The sequence below is a fragment of the Streptomyces sp. NPDC013187 genome, from assembly GCF_042899705.1.
In the GTDB taxonomy this organism is placed as follows: domain Bacteria; phylum Actinomycetota; class Actinomycetes; order Streptomycetales; family Streptomycetaceae; genus Streptomyces; species Streptomyces hawaiiensis_A.
This window is the reverse complement of record NZ_JBIBAF010000016.1, coordinates 34,627-55,853: the sequence shown is the minus strand read 5'-3', so window position 1 is coordinate 55,853 and position 21,227 is coordinate 34,627. Positions and strand designations below refer to the sequence as shown.

At 61.5% G+C, this 21,227-nt stretch carries 29 protein-coding genes and 4 tRNA genes; 5 read left to right on the top strand and 28 right to left on the bottom strand.

The window, feature by feature from the left end; all coding sequences use genetic code 11:
- Nucleotides 1–6: 6 nt before the first annotated feature.
- The 26 genes from ACFY5B_RS30480 to ACFY5B_RS30355 all read right to left on the bottom strand — a co-directional run bounded on the left by ACFY5B_RS30480 (nt 7) and on the right by ACFY5B_RS30355 (nt 18,270).
- Nucleotides 7–744: an ABC transporter permease gene (locus ACFY5B_RS30480; protein ID WP_389975466.1), complete on the bottom strand. Its 738-nt coding sequence runs from the start codon at nt 742–744 to the stop codon at nt 7–9.
- The gene (locus tag ACFY5B_RS30475) at nt 741–2,744 is read right to left on the bottom strand and encodes a recombinase family protein (protein WP_389975462.1); all 2,004 of its coding nucleotides are present in this window, start codon (nt 2,742–2,744) and stop codon (nt 741–743) included. Before ACFY5B_RS30475 ends, ACFY5B_RS30480 begins: the two co-directional genes overlap by 4 nt.
- Before the next feature lie 257 nt (nt 2,745–3,001).
- On the bottom strand, nt 3,002–3,475 hold the full coding sequence (locus ACFY5B_RS30470; protein ID WP_389975840.1) for a deoxycytidylate deaminase: 474 nt from the start codon (nt 3,473–3,475) through the stop codon (nt 3,002–3,004).
- Between the two features lie 116 nt (nt 3,476–3,591).
- Nucleotides 3,592–3,807, bottom strand: coding sequence for a hypothetical protein (locus ACFY5B_RS30465; RefSeq protein WP_389975460.1), 216 nt, complete (start codon nt 3,805–3,807; stop codon nt 3,592–3,594).
- Between the two features lie 24 nt (nt 3,808–3,831).
- A complete protein-coding gene (locus ACFY5B_RS30460) occupies nt 3,832–4,089 on the bottom strand; it encodes a hypothetical protein (protein ID WP_389975457.1) in 258 nt (85 codons plus the stop codon).
- Nucleotides 4,089–4,457, bottom strand: a complete 369-nt coding sequence (locus tag ACFY5B_RS30455; protein WP_389975838.1) for a DUF2493 domain-containing protein — start codon at nt 4,455–4,457, stop codon at nt 4,089–4,091. The genes ACFY5B_RS30460 and ACFY5B_RS30455 overlap by 1 nt, the downstream gene beginning before the upstream one ends.
- The gene (locus tag ACFY5B_RS30450) at nt 4,454–4,711 is read right to left on the bottom strand and encodes a hypothetical protein (RefSeq protein WP_389975455.1); all 258 of its coding nucleotides are present in this window, start codon (nt 4,709–4,711) and stop codon (nt 4,454–4,456) included. The genes ACFY5B_RS30455 and ACFY5B_RS30450 overlap by 4 nt, the downstream gene beginning before the upstream one ends.
- Before the next feature lie 8 nt (nt 4,712–4,719).
- Entirely contained in the window at nt 4,720–6,528 is a 1,809-nt protein-coding gene (locus tag ACFY5B_RS30445; protein ID WP_389975452.1) for a DNA polymerase, read from the bottom strand.
- A gap of 12 nt (nt 6,529–6,540) precedes the next feature.
- On the bottom strand, nt 6,541–7,095 hold the full coding sequence (locus ACFY5B_RS30440; protein WP_389975449.1) for an SAM-dependent methyltransferase: 555 nt from the start codon (nt 7,093–7,095) through the stop codon (nt 6,541–6,543).
- A 90-nt stretch (nt 7,096–7,185) separates the two neighbouring features.
- Nucleotides 7,186–7,827, bottom strand: coding sequence for an FAD-dependent thymidylate synthase (thyX, locus tag ACFY5B_RS30435; protein ID WP_389975835.1), 642 nt, complete (start codon nt 7,825–7,827; stop codon nt 7,186–7,188).
- Between the two features lie 138 nt (nt 7,828–7,965).
- Nucleotides 7,966–8,412 carry a hypothetical protein gene (locus ACFY5B_RS30430; protein WP_389975446.1) on the bottom strand — a complete coding sequence of 149 codons (447 nt, stop codon included), beginning with the start codon at nt 8,410–8,412 and terminating at the stop codon, nt 7,966–7,968.
- Nucleotides 8,413–8,543: 131 nt separating this feature from the next.
- Nucleotides 8,544–10,538 (bottom strand): ribonucleoside-triphosphate reductase, adenosylcobalamin-dependent, encoded by a 1,995-nt coding sequence (gene nrdJ / locus ACFY5B_RS30425; RefSeq protein ID WP_389975443.1) that lies wholly within the window; start codon nt 10,536–10,538, stop codon nt 8,544–8,546.
- The gene (locus ACFY5B_RS30420) at nt 10,535–11,086 is read right to left on the bottom strand and encodes a hypothetical protein (RefSeq protein WP_389975440.1); all 552 of its coding nucleotides are present in this window, start codon (nt 11,084–11,086) and stop codon (nt 10,535–10,537) included. Before ACFY5B_RS30420 ends, nrdJ begins: the two co-directional genes overlap by 4 nt.
- Nucleotides 11,083–11,892 (bottom strand): metallophosphoesterase, encoded by an 810-nt coding sequence (locus ACFY5B_RS30415; RefSeq protein WP_389975437.1) that lies wholly within the window; start codon nt 11,890–11,892, stop codon nt 11,083–11,085. The genes ACFY5B_RS30420 and ACFY5B_RS30415 overlap by 4 nt, the downstream gene beginning before the upstream one ends.
- Complete coding sequence (locus tag ACFY5B_RS30410; protein ID WP_389975434.1) at nt 11,889–12,278, bottom strand: hypothetical protein; 390 nt, start codon at nt 12,276–12,278, stop codon at nt 11,889–11,891. Before ACFY5B_RS30410 ends, ACFY5B_RS30415 begins: the two co-directional genes overlap by 4 nt.
- Nucleotides 12,275–12,538: a hypothetical protein gene (locus tag ACFY5B_RS30405; RefSeq protein WP_389975431.1), complete on the bottom strand. Its 264-nt coding sequence runs from the start codon at nt 12,536–12,538 to the stop codon at nt 12,275–12,277. Before ACFY5B_RS30405 ends, ACFY5B_RS30410 begins: the two co-directional genes overlap by 4 nt.
- A complete protein-coding gene (locus ACFY5B_RS30400; RefSeq protein ID WP_389975428.1) occupies nt 12,535–12,948 on the bottom strand; it encodes a hypothetical protein in 414 nt (137 codons plus the stop codon). Before ACFY5B_RS30400 ends, ACFY5B_RS30405 begins: the two co-directional genes overlap by 4 nt.
- Nucleotides 12,945–13,355, bottom strand: a complete 411-nt coding sequence (locus ACFY5B_RS30395; RefSeq protein ID WP_389975425.1) for a DUF3310 domain-containing protein — start codon at nt 13,353–13,355, stop codon at nt 12,945–12,947. The genes ACFY5B_RS30400 and ACFY5B_RS30395 overlap by 4 nt, the downstream gene beginning before the upstream one ends.
- Entirely contained in the window at nt 13,352–13,945 is a 594-nt protein-coding gene (locus tag ACFY5B_RS30390) for a topoisomerase (protein WP_389975832.1), read from the bottom strand. Before ACFY5B_RS30390 ends, ACFY5B_RS30395 begins: the two co-directional genes overlap by 4 nt.
- Entirely contained in the window at nt 13,869–14,270 is a 402-nt protein-coding gene (locus ACFY5B_RS30385) for a CHC2 zinc finger domain-containing protein (protein WP_389975422.1), read from the bottom strand. Before ACFY5B_RS30385 ends, ACFY5B_RS30390 begins: the two co-directional genes overlap by 77 nt.
- A gap of 123 nt (nt 14,271–14,393) precedes the next feature.
- A complete protein-coding gene (locus tag ACFY5B_RS30380; RefSeq protein ID WP_389975419.1) occupies nt 14,394–14,702 on the bottom strand; it encodes a hypothetical protein in 309 nt (102 codons plus the stop codon).
- The gene (locus ACFY5B_RS30375) at nt 14,695–15,132 is read right to left on the bottom strand and encodes an endonuclease VII domain-containing protein (protein WP_389975415.1); all 438 of its coding nucleotides are present in this window, start codon (nt 15,130–15,132) and stop codon (nt 14,695–14,697) included. Before ACFY5B_RS30375 ends, ACFY5B_RS30380 begins: the two co-directional genes overlap by 8 nt.
- Nucleotides 15,132–15,479, bottom strand: a complete 348-nt coding sequence (locus tag ACFY5B_RS30370; RefSeq protein ID WP_389975412.1) for a hypothetical protein — start codon at nt 15,477–15,479, stop codon at nt 15,132–15,134. Before ACFY5B_RS30370 ends, ACFY5B_RS30375 begins: the two co-directional genes overlap by 1 nt.
- A gap of 37 nt (nt 15,480–15,516) precedes the next feature.
- Nucleotides 15,517–16,350 carry an AAA family ATPase gene (locus tag ACFY5B_RS30365; protein ID WP_389975409.1) on the bottom strand — a complete coding sequence of 278 codons (834 nt, stop codon included), beginning with the start codon at nt 16,348–16,350 and terminating at the stop codon, nt 15,517–15,519.
- 118 nt (nt 16,351–16,468) lie between these two features.
- On the bottom strand, nt 16,469–17,263 hold the full coding sequence (locus ACFY5B_RS30360) for a RecB family exonuclease (protein WP_389975406.1): 795 nt from the start codon (nt 17,261–17,263) through the stop codon (nt 16,469–16,471).
- Between the two features lie 560 nt (nt 17,264–17,823).
- Complete coding sequence (locus tag ACFY5B_RS30355; protein ID WP_389975403.1) at nt 17,824–18,270, bottom strand: hypothetical protein; 447 nt, start codon at nt 18,268–18,270, stop codon at nt 17,824–17,826.
- Nucleotides 18,271–18,811: 541 nt separating this feature from the next.
- On the opposite strand from ACFY5B_RS30355, the gene ACFY5B_RS30350 reads away from it, so the two are divergent.
- From ACFY5B_RS30350 to ACFY5B_RS30335, 4 genes are all read left to right on the top strand, one after another.
- Complete coding sequence (locus ACFY5B_RS30350; protein ID WP_389975400.1) at nt 18,812–19,153, top strand: HNH endonuclease; 342 nt, start codon at nt 18,812–18,814, stop codon at nt 19,151–19,153.
- Between the two features lie 8 nt (nt 19,154–19,161).
- Nucleotides 19,162–19,236, top strand: a tRNA-Ile gene (locus tag ACFY5B_RS30345).
- Between the two features lie 120 nt (nt 19,237–19,356).
- A tRNA-His gene (locus ACFY5B_RS30340) sits at nt 19,357–19,427 on the top strand.
- A 4-nt stretch (nt 19,428–19,431) separates the two neighbouring features.
- Nucleotides 19,432–19,504 (top strand) — tRNA-Asp (locus tag ACFY5B_RS30335).
- A 120-nt stretch (nt 19,505–19,624) separates the two neighbouring features.
- Here ACFY5B_RS30335 and ACFY5B_RS30330 read toward each other — a convergent pair.
- Both ACFY5B_RS30330 and ACFY5B_RS30325 read right to left on the bottom strand, forming a co-directional pair.
- Nucleotides 19,625–20,092: a hypothetical protein gene (locus ACFY5B_RS30330; RefSeq protein WP_389975397.1), complete on the bottom strand. Its 468-nt coding sequence runs from the start codon at nt 20,090–20,092 to the stop codon at nt 19,625–19,627.
- A gap of 40 nt (nt 20,093–20,132) precedes the next feature.
- Nucleotides 20,133–20,947, bottom strand: a protein-coding gene (locus ACFY5B_RS30325) for an IS5 family transposase (protein ID WP_389975395.1) whose coding sequence is annotated in 2 segments (ribosomal slippage) — nt 20,133–20,597 and nt 20,600–20,947 — 813 coding nt in all. Because the reading frame shifts where the segments join, the coding sequence is not laid out codon by codon here.
- 141 nt (nt 20,948–21,088) lie between these two features.
- Between ACFY5B_RS30325 and ACFY5B_RS30320 the strand changes: the two genes are divergently transcribed.
- Nucleotides 21,089–21,160 (top strand) — tRNA-Asn (locus tag ACFY5B_RS30320).
- The last annotated feature ends 67 nt before the right edge of the window (nt 21,161–21,227 follow it).

Below are 21,227 nucleotides of genomic sequence, written 5' to 3'. Positions count from 1 at the left end.
GCATCGTCATGCCGTCGCCGAGCGGTACTTGCGGACCGCCCAGGTCCGGAAGATCACCAGGATCAGGATCGAGTAGATCAGCGAGGCCCACACGGGGTGCTGCATGGGCCAGGCGTCCGAGGGGGACTGGCCGGGGCTGGCGAACAGCACACGGCAGGCCTGGACCGTGGCGCTGAAGGGGTTCCACTCCGCGATGTGGCGCAGCCAGGGCGTCATGTGGCTGGTGTCCACGAAGGCGTTGGAGATGAAGGTGACCGGGAAGAGCCAGATCAGGCCGCTGGACGTGGCCGCCTCGGGGGTCTTCACCGACATGCCGATCAGGGCTCCGATCCAGGTGAACGCGTAGCCGAGCAGGAGCAGCAGGCCGAAGGCCGCGAGGACCTTGGCGGCGTTGGTGCTGCCGTCCGACCCGACACGCCAGCCGACCAGCAGGGCGACCACGGCGAGGACGACCAGGGTGAGGGCCGTCTGCACGGAGTCGGCGAGGGTGCGGCCGGTGAGCACCGCGCCGCGCGCCATCGGCAGGGAGCGGAAGCGGTCGATGAGGCCCTTGTGCATGTCGTCGGCGATGCCGGCGCCGGAGCTGGCGGTGGCGAACGTGACGGTCTGCGCGAAGATGCCCGCCATCAGGAAGTTCTTGTAGTCGGCGGCGCTGGTGCTGTTGCCGATCTGCATGGAGCCGCCGAAGACGTAGGTGAACAGCACCACGAACATGATCGGCTGGATCAGCCCGTAGATGATCATCTCGGGGAAGACTGTGCAGAGGTAAGGGTGCGGTTGCACCCTTCCCCGTCCGCACCCTCTCCTCGCTCCTCCAAGGCCCTCGTCGTGTACCGGGGGTCAACGACTCCAGTGACCTCCATGGGCGGCAGTGTCCTCAGCGGGGGCACAGGGACGCCCTCAGCTCCCTTCAGAGCCTCCATCGCAAGCATCCAGTGCCCACCCTTGCGCCAGGTCTCGGCGCGTCGCCTCACGGCGCTCCAAGAGTTCCCAGAGACCTCAACATCGCTCCACCGGGCTGCCGTCCTCAGCTTCCCTAGGATCGCCTCGAACACCTCACGCTTGGGCGTCCAGTTCTGCCGCGAGTCCGGAAGGATCCCGTCAACGGTCTGCCACTGCTCGTCAGTGATCTCGATAGGCACGAGAGTGCCTGTCTCGCGGTGCCACTCAGTCAGCGGGTCGGCAATGCCCTTTCGCATCCGCTCACCCGGGGTCAAGACCTGCACCCTGACGTCAAGCAGCTCCAAGAGGTCAGCCCGCTGCTGCTCAGTGAAGTCAGTGATCTTGGTCGACAGGTTCTCAACGACCTCGATCACGCTCCCGACGCGTGCAGCCTGCCCCTCAGCTTCAGCGATCCACTTAGCGACACGGTCCCTCTCCTCCTGAAGTTTCTCCTCCTTCTGCTGAAGGCTGGCCTTGAACTCAGCAACGGTGTCCTCTGTGAGGACATCTCCCATGTCCTCACCGATCTCGTCCGCGAACAGCGCAGTCAGCTTCTCCAGGACCAGGGCCTTCTTGCTGTCCTTACGCTTGGCGATCTGCTCGTCAAGCTCAGCCAGCCGCTTCCTGTACGACTCAAGACGCGACGGGACCGAGCCAAGCCAGTTGTCAGCCAGCTCGCGGAACCGCCCCTTATCGTCCAGAAGCTTTACGACCTCTTCCCAGACGAGTTGATCGACGAGCGGCACCGGAAGTTGAGCACAAGAGCACTTCTCGGCGTCCCGCTGCCGCTTGCCGGCGCACTGGTAGTACGCGTGGGGTGCGTCCCCTGCCTTTCCTCCTGTGTAGTACCACCCGCAGGACGAGAGGAGACGCTGACTGAGCAGGTACTTCGCAGCGGGCTTGTACTTCTTCCCCGTGGACTTCCGATTGACGGCCGCGCGCAGTGCTGCAACACGCTTCGGGTCCGGGATGGGGCTAGGAACCGGGATACGGAAGGTCTCGTACTTCGCCTCTTCGTCGTCGTCACCGGGTTCGGTCTCGATCTTGAACTCTACGAAGCCGTCAAGGGCTGTCGACGTGATGCGGCGGGCGAGGTTGGCGCCAGTCCACGGCTTCCCGGTTCGCGTCAGCTTCCCGAGAGCGTTGAGCGTCTGGGCAGCCTCTTCGCGGTCCATGCCTTCCTCAACGAAAAGCTTCTCCGCCATGAGGATTACGTGCACCTCGTCCTCACAGAGGACCGGCACGGCCTTTGAGCCCTTGCCCTCCAGGACTACGCCATAGGGCGGCTGACCCAGGGGCCAGCCACCAGCCATGAGCTTCTGATACCGCCCGCCAGAGGTCCGCTCCAGAATGAGCGTGTGCTCAAGCTCCGCCATGTAGGACAGCAAGCTGAGCATGATGCCGAACATGTCGTCGTCGCTGTCGATCCGCCCGTCACCAGTGGCAACGCGGATGTTGAGGCGCTTCGTCGCGTTGAACACCCAAAGGTGGATGTCCTCCATGGTCCGGCCGATGCGGTCGAGCTTGCCGAAGACGACCAGGTCAATAAGGCCGTTCTCCATGTCCTCATTGAGGATGTCCAGATCGGGACGGGACGCCTTCTTGCCCGACACGCCCCCATCTACGTAGATCTTGTGGATTACGTACTTGCCTGCCCCGATCTTGTAGTTGAGCCAGTTGACGCAGACCTCTTCCTGAGTCCCGAGGCCGAAGCCGTCAACCTGCTTCAGGGTCGAGACCCGAAGGTAGATCGCTACCCGGATCGGTCCCGAGCGAGTACGTACGCGGGTACGCTTGCCCATGTGTCAGTCCTCCAGTGACTGGCCAGTGACCCCGGTGGTAGGCCCTAATCTCCCGCCGGGGTCACACGCATTTCTGCACATGATAGCTCGGACGGCCTGCGTCTTGGGTCTGCTTGCTAATCAACTCTCGTTTTCAGCAGTCGCGTTGGGCGCTGGCCCGAACAACAACGCTGCTAGGCGCTTCTCTTGAGCCTCACTCCACTGAGTGGCAACCCAACGCGTGGTGATCTCGCCCGCCTTCGGGGCCTCCGGATCGCTCACCGCATCCCCCAGTCCAACACCTTCGCCTCGTAATCGGTCTCTGTCCGCCACACCACCCGCCAGACCCCTGCCGCCTTGAGGCGAGGCAAGCACCGGTAACACGGCGCACGGGTTATGTAGACCGTCCCGCCTTCCAGGTCTTCACGCCTCGCGTTGATCAGAAGGTTTTCCTCGGCGTGAATCGCGATGCAGTTCCCGTAATCGCTGCCGGCGGGTATCTGCTCGTAGGTCAGTCGTCCTCGCGGACACGCGCCCGCTAGGCAGCCTTTCTCACCGGGGACCGTCCCGTTCATCCCCGACATGACTACGCGGCGCCTGCGGTCCAGGAGGACCGCACCAACACGTGATCTGGTGCAGTCCCCCCGAGGCGCTACAGCGTCAGCGATACCGAGCGCCCACCTGTCCCAAGAGGGACGGCTAGAAGGCGTCGTACCGTTCTCCGTCGTGGACGAGGTCCCGCCTGATTCCATTCCCCCGGACACTTGCGAACCCCTTGTAACCCTCGCTGTCTACGTCACCCTCGATGAAGAATCCGTACTTCGTTGTCAGGTCAGACAGCTCAGTGAGAAATGCCTTCAGTGCTTCGCTAGAACGGTGCGGGCTCATTGCTCTCCCCAATGATGAACCGGCCTGTCACGTCCTCGTATCCCGGCAGGGCGTAGACCTTCGCCTTATCGAGCCCCCAAGGCCGTCTCACGTACACGCCCTTGAGACTGTTCCGTACGTTGTCCTCGGTGTATGCAAGTCGGTTGTCCCGTCCTCCGTAGGAGATCAGGAAGCGGGGAAGATTCTTGTCACTCACAGTCCATCTCCATGTCTTCAAACATCAGACGGCCGCTTCCTTCAGGACTTCCTCAAGAACCGAGAGCTTCTGAGAGACGCGATGGACTACGCCCCACTGCTCAGATTGCTTGGCGTTCTCCAGAGCACCCTTGAGCACTCGAATGCGCTTCTCGATGACCGTCTTCAGCTTCTCGTCTTTGATATTGACCGTGACCGTGACGCACTCCTTAGGGATGTTCGTCAGGTCGAGCTTGTGCGCCTGGCCGGGTCCTACATACTCGTAGTGCGGAAACAGAGGCATTACACGTCCTCGAATATCTCGGTCGGTATCCCCGCCTTCTTGGCGAGGCTGGCAGTCATGGAAGCTCCAGGGCTTCCGCCTTTGATGAAGGCAAAGCAGAGATCAGCGCCAGCGCTGACCATCTCCGCGTTGCGGAGGAATCCAGCTCGCTTCCCGTACGCGTCCCAGTCGGCTGGGTGCCGGCGGACGCTCATCCCGATCTCGTGGGCGAAGCGGTCGGCCATGTGATCGGCCCCCCGTGGACAGGCCCCGTGTATCAGCAGCACGTCACGGGGCCTGTACCTACCGAGCCAGAGCAGTTCGCCTATGACGCCCTCCAAGAGGGCTACGTCCGTCCAGCTCCGGGATCCTGTGACAAGGAGCCTCAGCCCTCAGCTCCGTCAACCACCTCGATAGCGGAGAAGCCCATAATCGAGTTCCAGGTGTCCGCTGCCATCTCCTTAGCAAGGTCGTGGGGCACACCCGAGGCCATTGCCTCAGTCAGGACCGTCCCAGAGATGCGGGCCGCAGTCACCGCATACGCGCCCTGCTTGTGAAGCCGCTGGGTGTTCATCTCGTTCTCGATACCGGAGATGAGTTCCTCAAAGCCGCCCGCGGCCTCGTTCTGCTCGTTCTCGCCCATCGCTCCCCCTAGTGCTTGCTTTCTTCCAGTTCCAGCACGCTCCCCCAGGAGCGTCCACCGATTTCCGCGTCTGCTGGGATGAGGAGCCCCTGAACGGGGAACTCCATCAGCTTTGCGGCTTCCTGAGCCATCTCAGGGGCCTCCCTCTCCGGGAACGAAAAGACAATCTCGTCATGGATCGGGAGACGCATGTATGGAGTGAATCCGGCGGCATCGAGCTTCAGCAGAGCCCGAGCCGTTACGTCACGACTCCCGCCCTGAATGAAGTAGTTCAGCGCACGGAACCACTTACCTGCATCGACAGGCAGACGCCTGCCAGTGGCCGTGTAGACGAACCCCGTCCTCCGGGCTTCATCTGCCAGCCGCTTACCGAAGGCACCAACCCCCGGATAAGTGGCCGCGAAGGCGTCGAGTACCTTCCTCGCAGTCTCCTCGTCAATGTGCGCCTGTTCCATGAGGGCTGCCCAACCGCCCCCGTAGACCGTCAAGAAATTTGCCATCTTGCCGATTTTGCGAGGGACGCCGGCAGCGTCCGCCGTGATCTGGTGCAGGTCCCTTCCGTTAAGGAAGGCGTCAAGCATCGTGGGATCTCGGGAGAACGCCGCCAGATAACGAAGCTCCATGTTGCCGAAGTCAATCGAGCAACTGACGTGACCCTCGTCAGCCAGGAACATATGCCGGACATAGCCGTCCCCCGAAGGGAACGTCTGAGCCGGGATGCTCCCGGATATGGACATCCTTGACGTTCTGGCCTGGAGGCTATTGATCGACGCGTGTACCCGGTTATCCGGGCCGCGTCCGTTCAAAGCCCTCTCAAACCACGTCTTACGCCACTTGCCAGCCTTGCGCGACTTGATTACCGCATCGGCAAGTGGATGCTTCAGCCCAGATAGAACGTCGTCGTCCATGGCCAACTGGCCGTTAGGGTGATTCTTACTAGGCTTGGTCCGCTTAGTGAGCTTCACCCCGAGGGACTGAAAGACCTCAATGAGCTGCTGACTGGAGTTGGGGTTCTCGACGCCAAACGTCTTGGCTACGGTCTCCCACTTCTCCTGTTCGTATTGCAGCTCCTCACACCGCATCTCGGCATACCCCACGTCAATGAGGTATCCCGCCCGCTCCATCTTGGCTGTGACGTGCGCTAGCTGGTGTTCCCAGCCGATGAGCCCTTGGGCCTTAGAGCGAGCCGGTACGAGACGATAGAGGATTTGGAAGAGTCGGAAAGCTAGGGCCGGATCCATGCCCGCGTAAAGCAAATAGTCCCGGTCCAGAAGCTCAACCAGCTTCCAAATCTTCTCCTTCGTCGTCTTGTACTTCTTGGCGATGGCCGTCATGGAGCCCTTGACCTCATCTGCGGTCTTCTCGCAGATGTAAAACTTGGTCAGCTCTTCGAGCTTGAGCCCCGGGCCCCGCTCCTTCACAGCCCGCGGGTCGACGAGGTGAGCGAGCTTGGCCGTATCCCACATCTTCGGAGCAAGCTCCTCCATGGGGATTCCTAGCGTCTGCTCGACCACGTGAAGGTCAAAGGTGCCGTTATGGCAGACGAGCCACTCAAGCCGCCTCAGAGCCCGCCTCACGGCCTCAGCGAAGGCGGGCCCCAGCTCCACCGGGATGACCCAGGTCTCTGCCCCAGTGCCGAACTGAGCCAGCCGGCACCGGAAGTCTTCAGCCCACCAAAAAAGCCCGGTGGTCTCGGTGTCGAACCCAAGGATTCGGTGCCGAGAGACGAACTCCTCAAAGGCAGGGAGGTCCCTTTCATGTTCGACAACGTGAATCGAAACCGGCTGACCCTTCAGCGAATAGCCAAGCTCAATCACGGGACCTCCCTTCTAGTGGTTTTGGGCAAGGAACGACCGGCCGACGTACTCCGTGTAAGCAGGCGGGATGCATTCGCGGATACCCTCGCGGGACATCCATGGGACGCCAAGATCTTCCTTTGCGTCGTCCACCCCGATGAAGTTCCCGACGTAAATTCCCATCTCTTCGGGCTTCCGGCGGCGCCCCATCTTGGTCTGACGCCGGATGTGCTCCGGGTGGCCTGGCTCCTTCAACTCCCATCCGCCCGCTTCAAAGAGGCGATGCCGGTAGGTGTTGAGACCGAAGAAGGCCCCGCACAAGAGAACGGGGTCATTCATTTCCGGCCGGGCACCCATGACGTTCTCGATCACCCAGGGGACGCCAACGGCATTCAGGGCGTCCCGAGTTGGGGCCAAGAGGTCAGGGTGTTCGTTTTGCATGATCCTCTGCGTCTTGCTGTAGAGCTGACACGGCGGAGATGCATGGATGAAATGGAATCGGTGGCCATAAGTGAGTAGGAACTGAATCGCTTCGGCCTGAACGAACTCGTACGGGTAGCGAGGCTGCCGGGCGATATCGACGCCCACCACCTCAAAACCCGCATCGCGGTAGCCCTTACTTGCTCCCCCCTGGCAGCAGTAAAGGTCAAGTAGCTTTCGAATCCCCCCGTACCCCCTTCAAGGCGCCACGCGGCCATGCGTGACGAAGGCCGCATGCGTACGCGGCATGGATTCCTTGAACTCCCGCTCCATCTGCTCAGCAACCATCTCGATTTCCCGTTGCGGGAAGGACGGGAACTGCGCGTCCTCAGAGATGGTGCGAAGGCTCAGGAAATGCATGAGCGAGCGGGCATTGCACGTCGCGTAGTACGACGTGAAGGTGCCGACAGGGAGCACCATGCGGGCAACCTCACGTGCAATGCCCTGCTTGAGCATCCCTCTGTATCGCTGGAAGGCGCTGTAATACAGCTTCCAGAAGTTCCCTTGCACAGAGGACACCTGGGCCGTGTCTCCGGGCCTGAACTGATAGGCCCCAGGCTTGCCGACCTGTACTAGAGGACGATCCACGGCAGGTACATAGAAGGAGCCCTCAAGCTCCTTGTAACGCCCGCTCTCCTCGTTGTAGCTCCACCCCGCCCTGTGCCTCATGTGCTCTCGGGCAACGAAGATCGGCGCCTCTATGAGGAAGGTGAATGAGTTGTGCTCGAAAGGGCTCCCATGCCTGTCACGTATGAGGAAGTTGATAAGACCCGCGGTCGGCAGATCGTCAGCAGCCGACTGCTTACCGATGGTCGATACTCGTGCGGCCTTGGCAACCATTGCATCGTTGGCCGAGATGTTGACCAGCTTCACGGTTACGTCAGACCGAGTGGTGATGTCTGCCACTGAATGACTCCAAAGGAAAGGGGGCCGAGGAATCCCCGGCCCCCTGAGGTGCCTTGAAAGAGCGATCAGCCCTTACGTGAAACTGCCATCCTTCTGCCGCCAAAGCGGGTCACACTGGCTGCCCTTCGGTGCGCTGCAGAAGAGGGCCGCCCAAGGGCCGTTCTTGCCGTTGCCCTCCCGCAGGGTTCGGCCGTGCTGGCAGGAGTCGCCATCAGTCGCCGGGGAACTCTGCTGCGTCTGGACCTTGCCGCCACTGAACGTCTTGGGAACGTTGTTGCTGCCCTTGCCGGCGGTGGGCTGGTGGGTCTCGCGCATCTTCACAGCCGCGTGAGAGACGATGTCGATAACGCCGTTATCCGCAAGCGCCTTCACCAGCTCGACCACGCGCTTTGCGGTCTCGTCACCAGTGGCGCCGTAAACCGTGGGCGTAAGCCACTCGGCCTCGAAACTGGCAGCGGCCTTGAGGGTCACCCCGACCTTGTAGGGGTTGGGGGCGACAGAGGCAACAGCATCGGTCATAGACTTGTTCTCCTTTGGAGTGTCCGGCTCTCCCCAGGGCGAGGGGCCATCAAACGGGTTCGGGAAGCTCATTCAGCTCTCTCCGGTTATCGGGATGCCCAGGGGGCAACTAACTAGGCAAAAGGAAGGTCCTAGATGGGACACGCGCCAGAGGCGCATATCTCGTCATAGGACGTGTCGGAAACCTCGATGCCGACTGCGGCAGCAAGGTCTTCGTACTCTTCCTTAGTGATCCGCTCATAAGGCGGCTGCTCAAAGGAAAGCTCCGGGAAGACCGTTGTTCCTTTGAGCCTCGGGAGGAATGGCACCAGTGCCTCAACGAGATCGTCAACCGAATACTTCTGCGGGTCGACGTTTACCGTGTAAGACACCGCCTGATCTGCCCAGTGCTCTTGATAGAGCGCCTGAACCGACAGCATGTCTCGAAGGCTCAGATCTCCCGCATGCTCGAAACACTCCATCTCGGCAAGTGGGTCCTTAGTCGGGATGGTGACGACAGAGGTATTGGCCGCGTTCCTGTCCGGCTCCACGTGATAACCCCTCCGCCTGTACTCCTCCACCTGAGCCTTTTCGGAGGGCTCAAGATCAGAGAAACGGATACGGCGCTTGAAGTGCCCGGCAAACGGTGCGTGTGCGGCCTCGCCGCTGGTGCCGGCCAGCTTGCTCGTCGTCCCCGTGGGAGCAACGTCCCGAGTCTTGATCGGCACGGGGATGCGGAGGACACGCGCATACTCGGCAGCAGCCTTGTCGACTGCGTAAGCGAGATCGGCCAGATCCCAGCCCACATAATCCGACCCGCCTGCCTCGGAATACTTGATGCCACGCTTCACCAGGAAGTCAGCGAAACCCAGATGCCCCACACCGATACGGCGATACCTCGCAATGGCCGCCTCCGACTTGGGGTCGGACACCTTCGCAAAGGTCGCACGGATCAGATATCGAGTCAGATAGCGGTGCGCCAGCTCAAGCCCTGTCCAGTCAACCTCTCCGTCATCACTGACGAATGCACCGAGGTTCACAGAACCGAGATTGCATGGCTCCCACGGGGTCAGGGTTGCTTCGCCACAAGGGTTAGTCGTGTACGTTCCATCAACCTCCCCCTCTGCCGTCAGGCTTGAATTCCAAATACCGGGCTCGCCGTTCCTAAGCATTCCGGCTGCGATCTCGCGAAGGATTGGCATGGACGGAGACGACATCTTGGGGAGGAGGCGAATAAAGTCATCGTCAATCTCGACCGATACATTCGTCGTCCAGTGTCCTCCCTCCGCCTTGATCCGCAGGAACGTCCAGATGAGCGGATCACGCCAATGCATGATCGACATACGGGCCGACCGACGGACACCACCAGAGACGATGCACTGAGCGATTTCGTGGTCAATCCGCATGGCGTCGATGCCGTGGAGCGGCCGACCATGGCCGTCCTTGAGCACCAGGCCCACGGCCTTGAGCATGCGGCCGAAGGGTTCCGGGCCACTCGCAGTCCCCCCGAACGCCTTGAGAGGCGTCCCCTTGGCCCGTACGCGGCTCACGTCGTAGACCCGAGCTGCGTGACGCGTAACCGGGTCGTGTGCCGTCCGTATGAGGTCTCCCAGGGCCTCAGCCCAGCCCTCGCGACTGTCCTGGACCTGATAGGCCCCAGTCCACTCGTGGCTGTACTCGGTACTGATCAGACCGGCCTCAACGAGGTCAAGGAAGTCAGCATGGTCCGGGTCACAGACGATGTGGACCTCTACCGGGATGACCAGCTCGGGGAAGCCCTCGAAGTACCGGGAGCTGTAGTTGGCTCCCACGCCTCCACCCTCAGCCAGCCGCAACAGGCTAAACGTGAAGTGCTCCTCAGGCTTGCTGCTGTCCCAGCCTGCCGCCCAACAGTTGTTCAGGGCGAAGGGTGCGACACCCGAACTCTTGAGATGCCTCCCCGCCGGCAGCACCTTGAAGGAGCCGATCAGGTCGAGCAGCGCAGCCCGCTCGCCCTCCTCCGCGTACCGCACCGGGACAAGGGCAAGGTTGCCGTCTACTACCCGCTCAACGGTCTCCTCCCATGTCTCCTGCTGGCCGTTGGGCTTCACACGGGAGTACGTACGCTCATAAACCGTCCTCGCGGTCTCAGTTGGAAATGAAGTCATGCAGTCACCTTTCGTAGGTCACGGTTCATCTGACGGGCCAACACATCGAGCCCGCGGTTGCTCGCCTTGCGCTCCGTGTCGTCCTTCGGAGGAATTCCGAAGACGTAGCGGCGCATGAGTACCTCCCGCGTCTTAGCGGGCAGCCTGTTGAGCGCCAAGGAGGCATCGAGTCGAGCGGAGACGAGATTGTCTGTGATGCGGCAGGCGAGAAGGTCATCCTCTCGCCCGAGCATCTGACCAAGCTCATCGTCTGAGTAGACGAAGGTGGCTAGGGCCAACTTCGCTTCATCGGGCGTGTAGTAGTAATTCCCATCCTCAACGTCTCGCGCGTCGCGCTCCTTTGAGGCGTACTGGGTTCCGGCCTTCTTAGCGAACTGCCACAAAAACGTGTCTGTGTAGTTCTTCTCGATGAGCGTTCGACGTTCGTAGGCGTGAAGAAGGATGGCCTGCTTCACGTCGTCCTTCTCCACCACGCTCCACGCCGAAGCGATGGATCGAGCCGCCTTGTCAGCGATATCCGCCACGTAGGCCCAATCGACCTCGGTCACGTGGTGCCCCCCTTCTTTGCAAAGCGCCCCCCAGCGCCACGAACGAGCTTGCCGTAGCGCACGCCTTCCACGACGAAAGAGCCATCCCGGCGCACATCTACGGGATAGGGGGATACTTCGTGATCTCCGACGTAGAGAATGCCGAAACCGGCTTGCCAGTTGGCTACGGCGCCAGGCCCCAAATACTGAGCCTTCCTCGGGTCCATGAGGTGGCCCACCTCGAAGCCCCAACGCATTCCCCCGAGATGCGAAGGGCCGTGCCGGCGGACGCCCAGGCGGTGAGTGTGGCCCATGACGAGATTCATGGTTGCCTTGCTCGCGTGACCGTAGGCGGTCGTTCCCGCGATGCTCGACAGGCCCTTGATCTCATGGCCGTGGATCAGGCCCGTGTCCGGCCCGACCTTGTGGAAGGGCGGAGTGAGGTCGATACCGAAGGCGTCGAACTCCAAGAGCTTGGAGAAATGGAAGTCATCAGCATACTCGGCCAGAGCCGGGGCCTTGGCAGAAAGGTACGTTCGCGGGCGAAGGTCGTGGTTCCCCTCCAGGATTCCGAAGGGGCCGTCATAGACGGCCCTGATCGGCTCAAGGAACCTCTTCTTCGTCACGTCGGAATCACTTCTGACTTGCTGCCGGTACTCGTACCGTGTGCCCTCGTTCCAACGCGAGGGCGTCTCATAGTCGTTCAGGTCCCCGATCTGATACAGCTCGTCGGGCTGATAATCCCCGATGAATTGGATCAGGTTGTTCAGGGCCCGCTGATCCTGGTAGGGAACCTGAAGGTCCGATATGACTACTACTTTTTTCAAATGGTCTCCCCCGTCGTCTTCGCATAGGCCAGGCCCCACGGGTCGCCACTGTCCTGGTGCGTCTGCATGCGGTTCAGGAGGTCTCTGGTCTTGGTGGTGACCTCTACCGGAGCCGTGTTGACGAGCTGGTAAGCCGTCTTGCCCTCGTGCTTTACCAACTCCTCAAGCGGCAGACCGAGCCGGTTGAGGACGACTCCCACAGCGCAGCCGGCAGCGACTATGGAACCGTCCTCGTCCTTGTGGACGTAGAAGCACGACGGGTCCTCTCCGTCTTGAATCTCCTGCATGTACGCAGGCGCCGAATACACGTACTCCGGTCGCTCAGCGACGACTTCACGAAGCGTCGCAAGTGCCTGGTCGTCAGTGATCGCTACCGCAGCGGTCATCGGTTCGTCCCCTTCTTGAAGCACTTCGGATCTGCAACAGCCGCGATGTCATAGCCCGCCTTCTCTCCGTCCTCAGAGACGAAGATCCGGTTCCCGTGGCCGTCGCACTTTGAGGCGACATCCGGGAAGTCGTCAGGCATGACGTAGATTTCTGCGGAACCCTTTTCCCTCTGTTCGACGGGAACCAGCGGGCTGGAAGAACAGGCGGAAATAGAAAGGGCCGCCAGAGCGGCCCCAATCCCCACGACAGCTCGCTTCACGCTGCCTTCTCCGGGAGAGTCAGGGAGGTCCCAGAGATTTCGTTGAAGTCTTCGAGGCCATCGCGCACGGCCTTGCCCCAGGTCTGGCCCCGGTCCTGCTTGCCCTGCACATGACGGAGGAAGCTCTTGACCTGCGAGCTAACCCCCTTGATCTCCAGAAGCGGGAACGCCGCATCAGCCCCGTAGGTCTCCACCTTTCGGAGGTCCAACAGGGGGACGCCCAGGCGGTGAAGGACAGCGCCGACGATGCAGCCAGCCGACTGGTTGCCGTCCTCGTCGGTGTGGACGTAGTAGCAGGAACCCCACTCGTCCTGAAGGTGGGCGGGGGCCTCGTAAACCTTCTCCGGGCTCTCATCCGACACGTCACGGAGGGTCGAAAGAACCTGCTCGTCAGTCAGGGCAATGCTCACTGGGCGTTCTCCATTCGGGATATCTCGCGGTCGATGTACCAGCGCGCTTTGCGCAGGTCTTCCAACTCAGTTGCTTTGGTCTTTCGCCCGGCTCGGGCTAGGTACTTCACCGCGTTTCCGCGGTTGAAGTTCATGTGTTCCGTGAGGTCGATGACCTCAATTCCGTTCGGAAGCCATGTGTAATGCCCGGGATGGTTGACCGTATCGGCCTTTCCGATCGGGTCACTCTGGACAGGATCCGCCTTCACTTCACCTTCCTTGAACCAGACGTAACGGGCGACAGAGCCATACACCTTGACGTAATAGCTGTACGGGGTTAGCTGCGTCGGGTTTCGGACACTGGCTATCCGTCCTCGCTTCCCCAAGTAAGGCCCTGAGGTGATCACGACCTTTTGGCCAGCGTTCACAGCCCAATCCTTCTCTTCAGCGATTCAGGCCCCTGGCTGATGAGGATTTGATTCGAGTCCCCATCAGTCTTGATGACCTTGCCGTTGGGCAGATCGGCCGCTAGGCCGTCCATGAAGACCAACCCGGGTTCGTCCTCGGCTATCAGGTAGACCACCTCGTAACCGAGCAGCGCAGGCGTCCAGTAGTCCCGCCATGTACCGGTGCCGGGGGCTCCAACCGCTGGCACCCCCACGACGGCCCACGACTGCGCGTCGAACTCGCCTTCAACCACCACCAGGAACGGGCTGGGCTCGATCAAGGCAGGAGTGTTGTAGAGCCTCGGAGGATCCCCAGGGAGGCTCAGGTACTTGCCGTGGCCCTGGTGGCGTTCCTTCTCGCCCTTCTGGAAGAGGTAGAGGCCGTCAGCACCCTTGACGCACTCGTCAGCTATGCAGCGGAAGCGGCATGTCGCTACTCCGTCCTCTCCCCCAGCAGGACGGAGGTAAGGGATGCAGAGGCTTCCCGCATAGCGCTCATGACCAGGTTGAGCCGAATCCACGAAGCCTAGGCCGAACCTGGTTGCGACCTCTTCGAGTCCCCGAGCTGCTATGTACTTCTCGGCCGGGCTTCCCTGATACGTCTGGTGGTACCGCTTCGCTGTCTCCACCGAATTGGGTATGTGCGCGTTCTTTGGCTTCAGTGAAGCCAATACCTTCCTCCCTCATGATTACGGCGTATGAGTCTTCCGATAGGTTGCACGCGAAGCAGTTCCATCGGTTCCTGTCGAGATCCACCGACGCTGATGGATTGGAGTCCGGATGCGAAGGGAGGGGGCAAGCGATTTTCACCCGCCCCCTCGTGGCCTTCGTCTCAAACCCGTAGAAGTGGGCGAGGACTCTAGCGATTGGTGGTCTCGATGAGCTTTCGCTCACCATTCGGACCAACCTTGTACGTCGTCACCGGAAAGTCGTACTTGCGGGCTGCGGCCTGCCACATGTGGTGATTTCCGCGCCACTGCCGCGAGTAGGACGGGCCATAGCCCGCGCTCGTGTCGCTCATCAGAAGCTCAGAGCCCAGTCCGTACCCGGCCGCTTCAGCGGCTCCACCGAGAAGGAAAGACCGTTACCGGTGAGGTGCTTGTACGGGTGCGCGCCACCCGCCGTGAAGTCCCGAACACCCGCCTTGGACAGCGCCGTGACAACGGACTCGTAGTGTCGCCGCGGGCTCTTGTAGCGGTCGCCAGCGATACGGGAGCCGACCGCCATAAGAGTTTCGGCCTCCTCGATGGTGAGCGTCAGGGTGACCGCCGGCACCTTCTTCGTCTCGGTGACTTCCTGCTCAATGATCGTGCGCTTGGCCTCAGCCATGGCCATTTCCCTTTTCGTAGGTGTATCGAGGTCCGAGGACTTTCCAAGCCGGGTAGTCCTCTAGGTAATCGGCGGCCCGCCGCAATACCTCTGGGCGGTCCCTAGCCCCCCGCGCTAGGAGCTGCCCATTGCAGCGGGCACAAAGAAGGCCGCGAATCGCATCTGTCTTGTGACAGTGGTCCACGGCCAAATTGGTCTTGCGCGTTTCTCGGCAGATTGCACATCTGCCGCCCTGCGCCTCAAAGAGGCGCTTGTAGTCGTCGGCAGAGAGTCCGTACGTCGCTTGGATGCGAGCGTTTCGAGCGGCCTGCCGGCGGTTGGACTTGCGACAGGAAGAACAGACCTTCCCCCGAGAGGAGGTAAAGAACCTCTCAGACCTGTTCTTCCCGCACTTCGTGCACTCCCGAAATCCCTTGCGGGGTTCGGCCATTAAGCCCCCGTTCGTATGGCCGCCTCCAGCCTGCGGAGTTCCTTAAGTCGGGCGGTCTCGTCCACCATGGCGAACAGGTTGAACAGCGGGATTGCCGTGCTCAGCCCCTTGCCGGGGAAGTGAATGACTGCCGTCTTCACTCCACCCTTGGCGGCCCCCACGAGGACCCTGGAAAGCTGGAAGACGTTGAGGCGGCGCACGTCACCGATCTCGATGACCATTGCCACGCCTTCCGTGTCCACCTCAGAGAGGTCCAGGTCCGGGAATCGGCTCGCGAGGGCGAAGCCAAACTCTCGATCTGCCCTGAACCCGCCCCGGATGACCTGAGCTGTCTTCGTGCTTTCCATTTTTAAGGTACGCCTTTCCTACCCAGGGGGCAACTTATTAACCAGCGAAAGAAACCGGAAGCTCTTCGTCAAGCTCCTCCAACCGCAGATTCGAGCGGTTGAGCCGGAAGCTAGCGAAGGTGCCCCCAGAGGAGTCCTCAAAGCCCTCTCGGTTCTTTACAGGCGAGGCATGGAGGATCCGGCTGTTCATGCCGTCAACCTCCTTATGAATCGTCATGATGAGCGACGGGACCCGATGAACCTGGCCCTTTACTCCGCTGAGCGGGATGGGGGTCAAGCCGTCGGAGTGCGGTCCTGTCACATGGTGGAGACCGAGCACGTGAGCGTTTGTCGCCCTCGCCATCTCGGAGAGATATTCGCACAACCCCTCCAGACCGAAGGTATATGCCTCTGCATCCCCTACTGCCCCGGTGTCGACGTTCGTTACATTGTCGACGACGAGAAGATGTGGAGTGCATCCGTACACCTCCAGATAGCACAAGAGGTGAAGCTCAAGTTCCTGCTGAGTGGGCCTAGCCGAGAAGTTGAACCGAGTCCACCAGCGTTTTCCTAGAGCGTCCTCGTACTCGGAAAAGTCACCTTCAGTCAAGGCATCTTTGATGCCCTTGGCGTCCTCTCCGGTGATCATCGCTGTAGCTCTGGCCACTTGAGTTGCAGAGCTTGAGTCAGCAGAGAAGTACAGGACAGGGATGTTAGCCATCATCGCCAGGAACAGCGCGAAGAGACTTTTTCCCGTCCCGGGGCCGGCAACGACTAGAGAAAGCTCCGCCCGGCGGAACTCGACCTCTAGCCGCTTGAGCGACTTGAACGGGTTTGGGATCGGTTCACCTGCGGCCCCCCTAATCCTTACCGACTGAGCAAGGCTGAACATCGTCCCACCTCCCTTTCACTCCCACCCAGGGGGCAACTTACTAGGGCGAAAAAATGCCCCCTGAGGGGCCGTCCTTCCACTTTCAGCATATGCCAGCGGTTGTTTCCTGGCAATCCTGTTACCCGCGTCTCGATGTGCAGGCATGTGATACATCGCAGAATCGGCAGTGAAAGCCAGGGACAGGCGGGAAGTTCCCCGCTTTCACGCCCTGGTCGAGCTTCACGAACCTCTCGGCTACGTCGTCCTCCGTGACCTCCCTGAGGTCCACGGGCCTGGACAGGCCACCCGTCTTGGCCATGTACCAGTCAGCGTCGTTGACCTCCACCCCCAGAACCTTGCGCACCAGGACGCCGTACGTCTGAAGCTGGAACTTGCTCTTGGTCGAGCCCGTCTTGAGATCCCGCACCCGGACCGAGTTGTTCGATCGGTTCAGGAGCTGGTCTACGTAGCCCTGGACAGTGACACCACCGATGTCAGCTGTCAAGTGCCTTTCGATGCCCGGCTTGCCGGCGGGATCCTTCCAGATGGAAGGCTTGTGCTCCTCGGCCCACCTGACGTACGCCCTCGTCTGCTCCACCCCGAGGACGTACCTAGCCTCGATGTCCGATTGCCCATCAGTGCCGGCGGTCATCCACCGGTCTAGGTTGGGCTCGTCCGCCAGGGCGCGCTTCGTGGCAGCCACGTACTCGACGTGGAACACGTTCGCTGCCTCATCCGCGGTGAGCCTTCTGCCGCCCTCTTCGTACGCCTCGATGGCGCTGTGAAAAGCCGTCCCCTGATGAGACCAGGCAGCCGGACGAGGTTTGACCTCCCTAAGCCGCAGAAGCTCGTACTGATGCGGGCACTTGTCGTACTGCTCGGCTTGACTGACGGACCTTGTCATGGTTGCCAGCACAGAAAAACGGTCGCTCATGAGCCTCCCAATCGGGTTGCAACTCAGGGTGCACCACATGCACCCAGAACTTTGTAGACAACGGGAACCATTTGTGAGGGTGATCGTAGGAGTCCGTTTCGACAACCCGGTTTCGCCAAGGAGACCTAAGTTCCGCGCTGATCTGGACCAGGGCCGATACGTCCTCAGGAACCAGAGAATCCGACTCGGTGATGACGAAGTAGGCCCCGACCGTAGGCGTAGCCACACGCGTGACGCGTAGGCCCTCAGACGCGTACACGTCTGCCCGCCTCAGTACGGGAGCCTCCCCGATAGCGCGCCGCAGCTCGGCGCGCGTCTGCCGTTGACAGACCGCCCCCAAGATCATTAGCCCCACGCCCCCTGACCTCTCTTGCCTACCGGTCGAACGTCCGTGCGATCGCTCACCCGGTGACTCAGAGGTTACGTCCTGCAACCTGTGAAGCAACCGTGAATATTGGTGTGACGTACTTCACATCGGAAAGCGTTTCCCCTGGTACAACCAAAAGAGGCCCGGCAGGGTCATACCTGCTCGGGCCAAACACTGTTAGACAGAGTGTCACTTAGGGTGAAGACGCCTCGTGAGCTGGGGTCAGGCGGAACAGGGCCATCCGCTCGTCCTGCGGGACGCCCTCAGGCCACCGGATGACCAGTGACCCATCTCTCTCCTCGCGCCGCACGTACCTCACGCCCCTGACCTGGTCGAGGTCGAGGACTTCCCCACGCTCCATGTGGTTCATGAAGATCTTCAGGGCCAGCTTGGACCGAGGCGACACGGGCAGGCTCATGCGCTCCCGGAGGAACGCGCGCAGCCCCAAATACTCTTCCGAGTCCTTCAGGCGGCCCTTAGCGGGGTGAGAGCTGAGATCCCAGGGGAGCACGGCGGTAACTTCCCGATTGGACGCCTGCGAGTATTCGCCCATGTCATTGAACCGCTTAGTTACAGCCTGGCGGGAAACTTTGTATTCGGCGGCAATCTGAGCGTGCGACATCCCTGCGGCTTCCAGCATCAGAAGTTTCGCATTATCGGGAAGCAGTCGCGGCCTCATTCGATTCCTCTACTCGTTTCCTTGTTAGGTCCGCCGACCCTCGCAGCGGCAGAGAGGTGGGGACTGTCAGCACTCTACCGGGCTCCAGCCGCCCAACACAGGCAAATTCTAAGCCAGTGTGATCCAGGTCTCAGATCCCTACGAGACCGTCCGGTCTGCTCTCAGAGGACACGTACATACCTAGTGAGAGCCAAGAGAGAAGAGCTTAGATAGATCTAGCCACTACGACTTTCAACACAGTGTTGAGGTGACTGGACTAACTACCTCCACTTACGTAGTCGGACGATCACAACTCTGCCCCTCTGTTGAGTCTCCCTGTCGCGAAGGCGCCAGGTAGAGAGCCAGTTGGGGAGGTAGCCCCGGCGCCAGACTAGAAGCCGCCGGGGCTACCACTCAAGGGTGTTGGCGTAAGGACTTAGCCAAACCTAACCCATCGGCTACCACCGAGTAGACCCGGTTTGTTCTGTGAATTCGAACGACAATCGAACAAGAGGCGGTGAGCATGCCTAGAGCCGCCTCAATCTGCCTCGTGACCGGGTGTGTTCAGCGAACCGCGAGGGCGGGAAGGTGCGTCGATCACGCGCCAGTTGAGCGCGCCTGGGCTCGTAAGAGCGCCAGAAACCAGACCGCACCCGCTGTTTTGAGGGCCTGGGGCCGCCAAGTCCGCCCGCGGGCTCTGGTCCGTGACGGCTTCGCGTGTGTCCGCTGTGGGGCCAGAGAACGGCTTGAAGTCGACCACATCACCCCCATCGCCAAGGGGGGCACATGGACGCTCGGCAACGCACAGACCCTCTGCCACGACTGCCACAAGGAGAAGTCGGCAGAGGACCGCCGGCAGACGTAGCACCACCCTGGCCATTAGCTCAGTCCGGTTAGAGCACCGCCCTGATAAGGCGGGGGTCCCTGGTTCAAATCCGGGATGGTCAACGAGGACAGGCGCCCTTTCCTGAGGGCTTAAAGCACGACTTAGGCGGCGTGCACCTGTCCGCTGAAGTGGGGTAGCTCCCCTGTCTCTGAAACTCGCCCTGATCAGGTGATGGAGGAGACGCGCGTTTCGTCTAGTGGCTCAGGACTCCGGGGGTGACCCGGCAACGCGGGTTCGAATCCCGCAACGCGCCTCATGCTTCCTTAGCTCAACGGTCAGAGCACCCGCCTGTCGAGCGGACGGCTGCCGGTTCGAATCCGGTAGGAAGCGCTTGGAGCTGGGAAGTATGCGGATGACCGGGACCAGCGGCAGGGCCGCGTAAGAGGTCGTTTCTTTTGGTGTGCGTGAGGGCTGGCTGCTGGTGAGTGGTGGGCGTGGCCGTGGCTGGTGTCACTGCGGGTGTGGGAAGGCTGTTCCAGCCAGAGTCTTTGCGGCTCGGCGTACAGCGTTCTCCCAGGCCCGGATCTCTTCGGGGGACATGAAGTCGAGGTGGTACTCCAGGCCCACGGCCGCCACGAACTCCCGCTCAGGATCTGTCAACGCCTCGATCCCCTGCCAGACTCGATCTGCGGCCATCTTCGGTGACAAGGCACCGGCGGTCAGCTCTGTCGCCATGTGATGCAGGAGGCAGCGTTCAGCGGTCTCGCAGTCCGGGATCTGGATCCCGAGCTCCTCCATGGTGTGCCCGAAGAGCTGGCGGATCTCTGCTGGGTGCTCGCGCCGGGAACGGCCGGCCAGGTCGCGCAGTGAAGGAGAGTCGTGGCCGGCAGCCAGTAGGTGGGCCGCCAACATGGGCAGGTCTTCCTCGCAGATGAGGTTCGCCGCGTACTTCCAGGCGATGGTGGCTGGCTCGTCCATGAGCGAATCCTGACCGAGGGGAACACCTCTGACCAGTGAGTTATCGGATCCGTGTGAGGCGCCGATTGCCGATGAGGAGGGCAGCGATGCCCACGAAGGCCAGGAAGTGCTCGGGCTTGCGCTCGTAGCGGCGGTGGAGACGGCGGCAGCCTGCCAGCCAGGACACCGTTCGCTCGACCACCCATCGGTGGCGGCCGAGTCGTTGTGAGGATTCGATGCCTTTGCGGGCGATGCGGTGGCGTATGCCGCGGCTGCGGAGCCATCGGCGCAGGTGGTCGTAGTCGTATCCCTTGTCGCCATGGAGTTTCCCAGGTCGCCTGCGACGCGGGCCCCGGCGGGACCGGATCGGCGGTATGCCTCGTACGAGCGGCACCAGGCCCTGACTGTCGTGCAGGTTGGCTGCGGAGATGCCCAGGGACAGGGGCAGTCCTTTTCGGTCGGTGATCAGGTGGATCTTCGATCCCGGCTTGCCGCGATCGGTCGGATTCGGTCCCGTCAGTAGCCCCCTTTTGCGGCCCTGACGCTTACCGAGTCGATTGCACATCGGGACCAGTCCAGCTCACCGAGCGCGCCGAGTTCGTCGAGGATGACGCGGTGCAGCCTGGCCCAGACGCGGGCACGGCTCCACTGCGCGAAGCGCCGGTAGACCGTGGGCCACGCCGGGCCGAAGACCGGCGGGAGTTGCCGCCAGGTGCAGCCCGACGTGGCCACGAAGATGATCGCCGCCAACGTCTCGCGGTCGCCCGCCCGTCGTCGGCCCCCGCCCTGGGGACGTATGACCTCCGTAGGAGGTACCACCCGGCGAAACAGCTCCCACAACACGTCCGGTACCAGCCGCTGGACCAGGTCTGCCATGCACTGACCAACGACCACCCCAGGCCAAAAGAAACGGTGTCTAAGAGTCTCAGCGGGGGCATACAGGGCTCGGGGTGGTTGCCCGAGCCCACAGACCGGAACAACGGGGATGGCGGATTACCGTACGGCCCGCCGGTCTAATGACGTGTAGCTCAATGGCAGAGCAGGGGACTGTTAATCCTCCGGTTGCTGGTTCGAGTCCAGCCATGTCAGCAAGGGAACGGGCAGACCACTGGGGTATGTGGAGCGTCGGCGTACGGCGTGGGTTGGCCTCCGGGGG

Excerpts from the sequence above, each read along its gene's own strand:
- ACFY5B_RS30480 (WP_389975466.1), bottom strand. The coding sequence starts at position 744 with ATGATCATCTACGGGCTGATCCAGCCGATCATGTTCGTGGTGCTGTTC.
- ACFY5B_RS30475 (WP_389975462.1), bottom strand. The coding sequence starts at position 2,744 with ATGGGCAAGCGTACCCGCGTACGTACTCGCTCGGGACCGATCCGGGTA.
- ACFY5B_RS30470 (WP_389975840.1), bottom strand. The coding sequence starts at position 3,475 with ATGGAATCAGGCGGGACCTCGTCCACGACGGAGAACGGTACGACGCCT.
- ACFY5B_RS30460 (WP_389975457.1), bottom strand. The coding sequence starts at position 4,089 with ATGCCTCTGTTTCCGCACTACGAGTATGTAGGACCCGGCCAGGCGCAC.
- ACFY5B_RS30450 (WP_389975455.1), bottom strand. The coding sequence starts at position 4,711 with ATGGGCGAGAACGAGCAGAACGAGGCCGCGGGCGGCTTTGAGGAACTC.
- thyX (WP_389975835.1), bottom strand. The coding sequence starts at position 7,827 with ATGGTTGCCAAGGCCGCACGAGTATCGACCATCGGTAAGCAGTCGGCT.
- ACFY5B_RS30430 (WP_389975446.1), bottom strand. The coding sequence starts at position 8,412 with ATGACCGATGCTGTTGCCTCTGTCGCCCCCAACCCCTACAAGGTCGGG.
- nrdJ (WP_389975443.1), bottom strand. The coding sequence starts at position 10,538 with ATGACTTCATTTCCAACTGAGACCGCGAGGACGGTTTATGAGCGTACG.
- ACFY5B_RS30410 (WP_389975434.1), bottom strand. The coding sequence starts at position 12,278 with ATGACCGCTGCGGTAGCGATCACTGACGACCAGGCACTTGCGACGCTT.
- ACFY5B_RS30385 (WP_389975422.1), bottom strand. The coding sequence starts at position 14,270 with ATGGTGAGCGAAAGCTCATCGAGACCACCAATCGCTAGAGTCCTCGCC.
- ACFY5B_RS30380 (WP_389975419.1), bottom strand. The coding sequence starts at position 14,702 with ATGGCTGAGGCCAAGCGCACGATCATTGAGCAGGAAGTCACCGAGACG.
- ACFY5B_RS30375 (WP_389975415.1), bottom strand. The coding sequence starts at position 15,132 with ATGGCCGAACCCCGCAAGGGATTTCGGGAGTGCACGAAGTGCGGGAAG.
- ACFY5B_RS30370 (WP_389975412.1), bottom strand. The coding sequence starts at position 15,479 with ATGGAAAGCACGAAGACAGCTCAGGTCATCCGGGGCGGGTTCAGGGCA.
- ACFY5B_RS30365 (WP_389975409.1), bottom strand. The coding sequence starts at position 16,350 with ATGTTCAGCCTTGCTCAGTCGGTAAGGATTAGGGGGGCCGCAGGTGAA.
- ACFY5B_RS30360 (WP_389975406.1), bottom strand. The coding sequence starts at position 17,263 with ATGAGCGACCGTTTTTCTGTGCTGGCAACCATGACAAGGTCCGTCAGT.
- ACFY5B_RS30355 (WP_389975403.1), bottom strand. The coding sequence starts at position 18,270 with ATGCTGGAAGCCGCAGGGATGTCGCACGCTCAGATTGCCGCCGAATAC.
- ACFY5B_RS30350 (WP_389975400.1), top strand. The coding sequence starts at position 18,812 with ATGCCTAGAGCCGCCTCAATCTGCCTCGTGACCGGGTGTGTTCAGCGA.
- ACFY5B_RS30330 (WP_389975397.1), bottom strand. The coding sequence starts at position 20,092 with ATGGACGAGCCAGCCACCATCGCCTGGAAGTACGCGGCGAACCTCATC.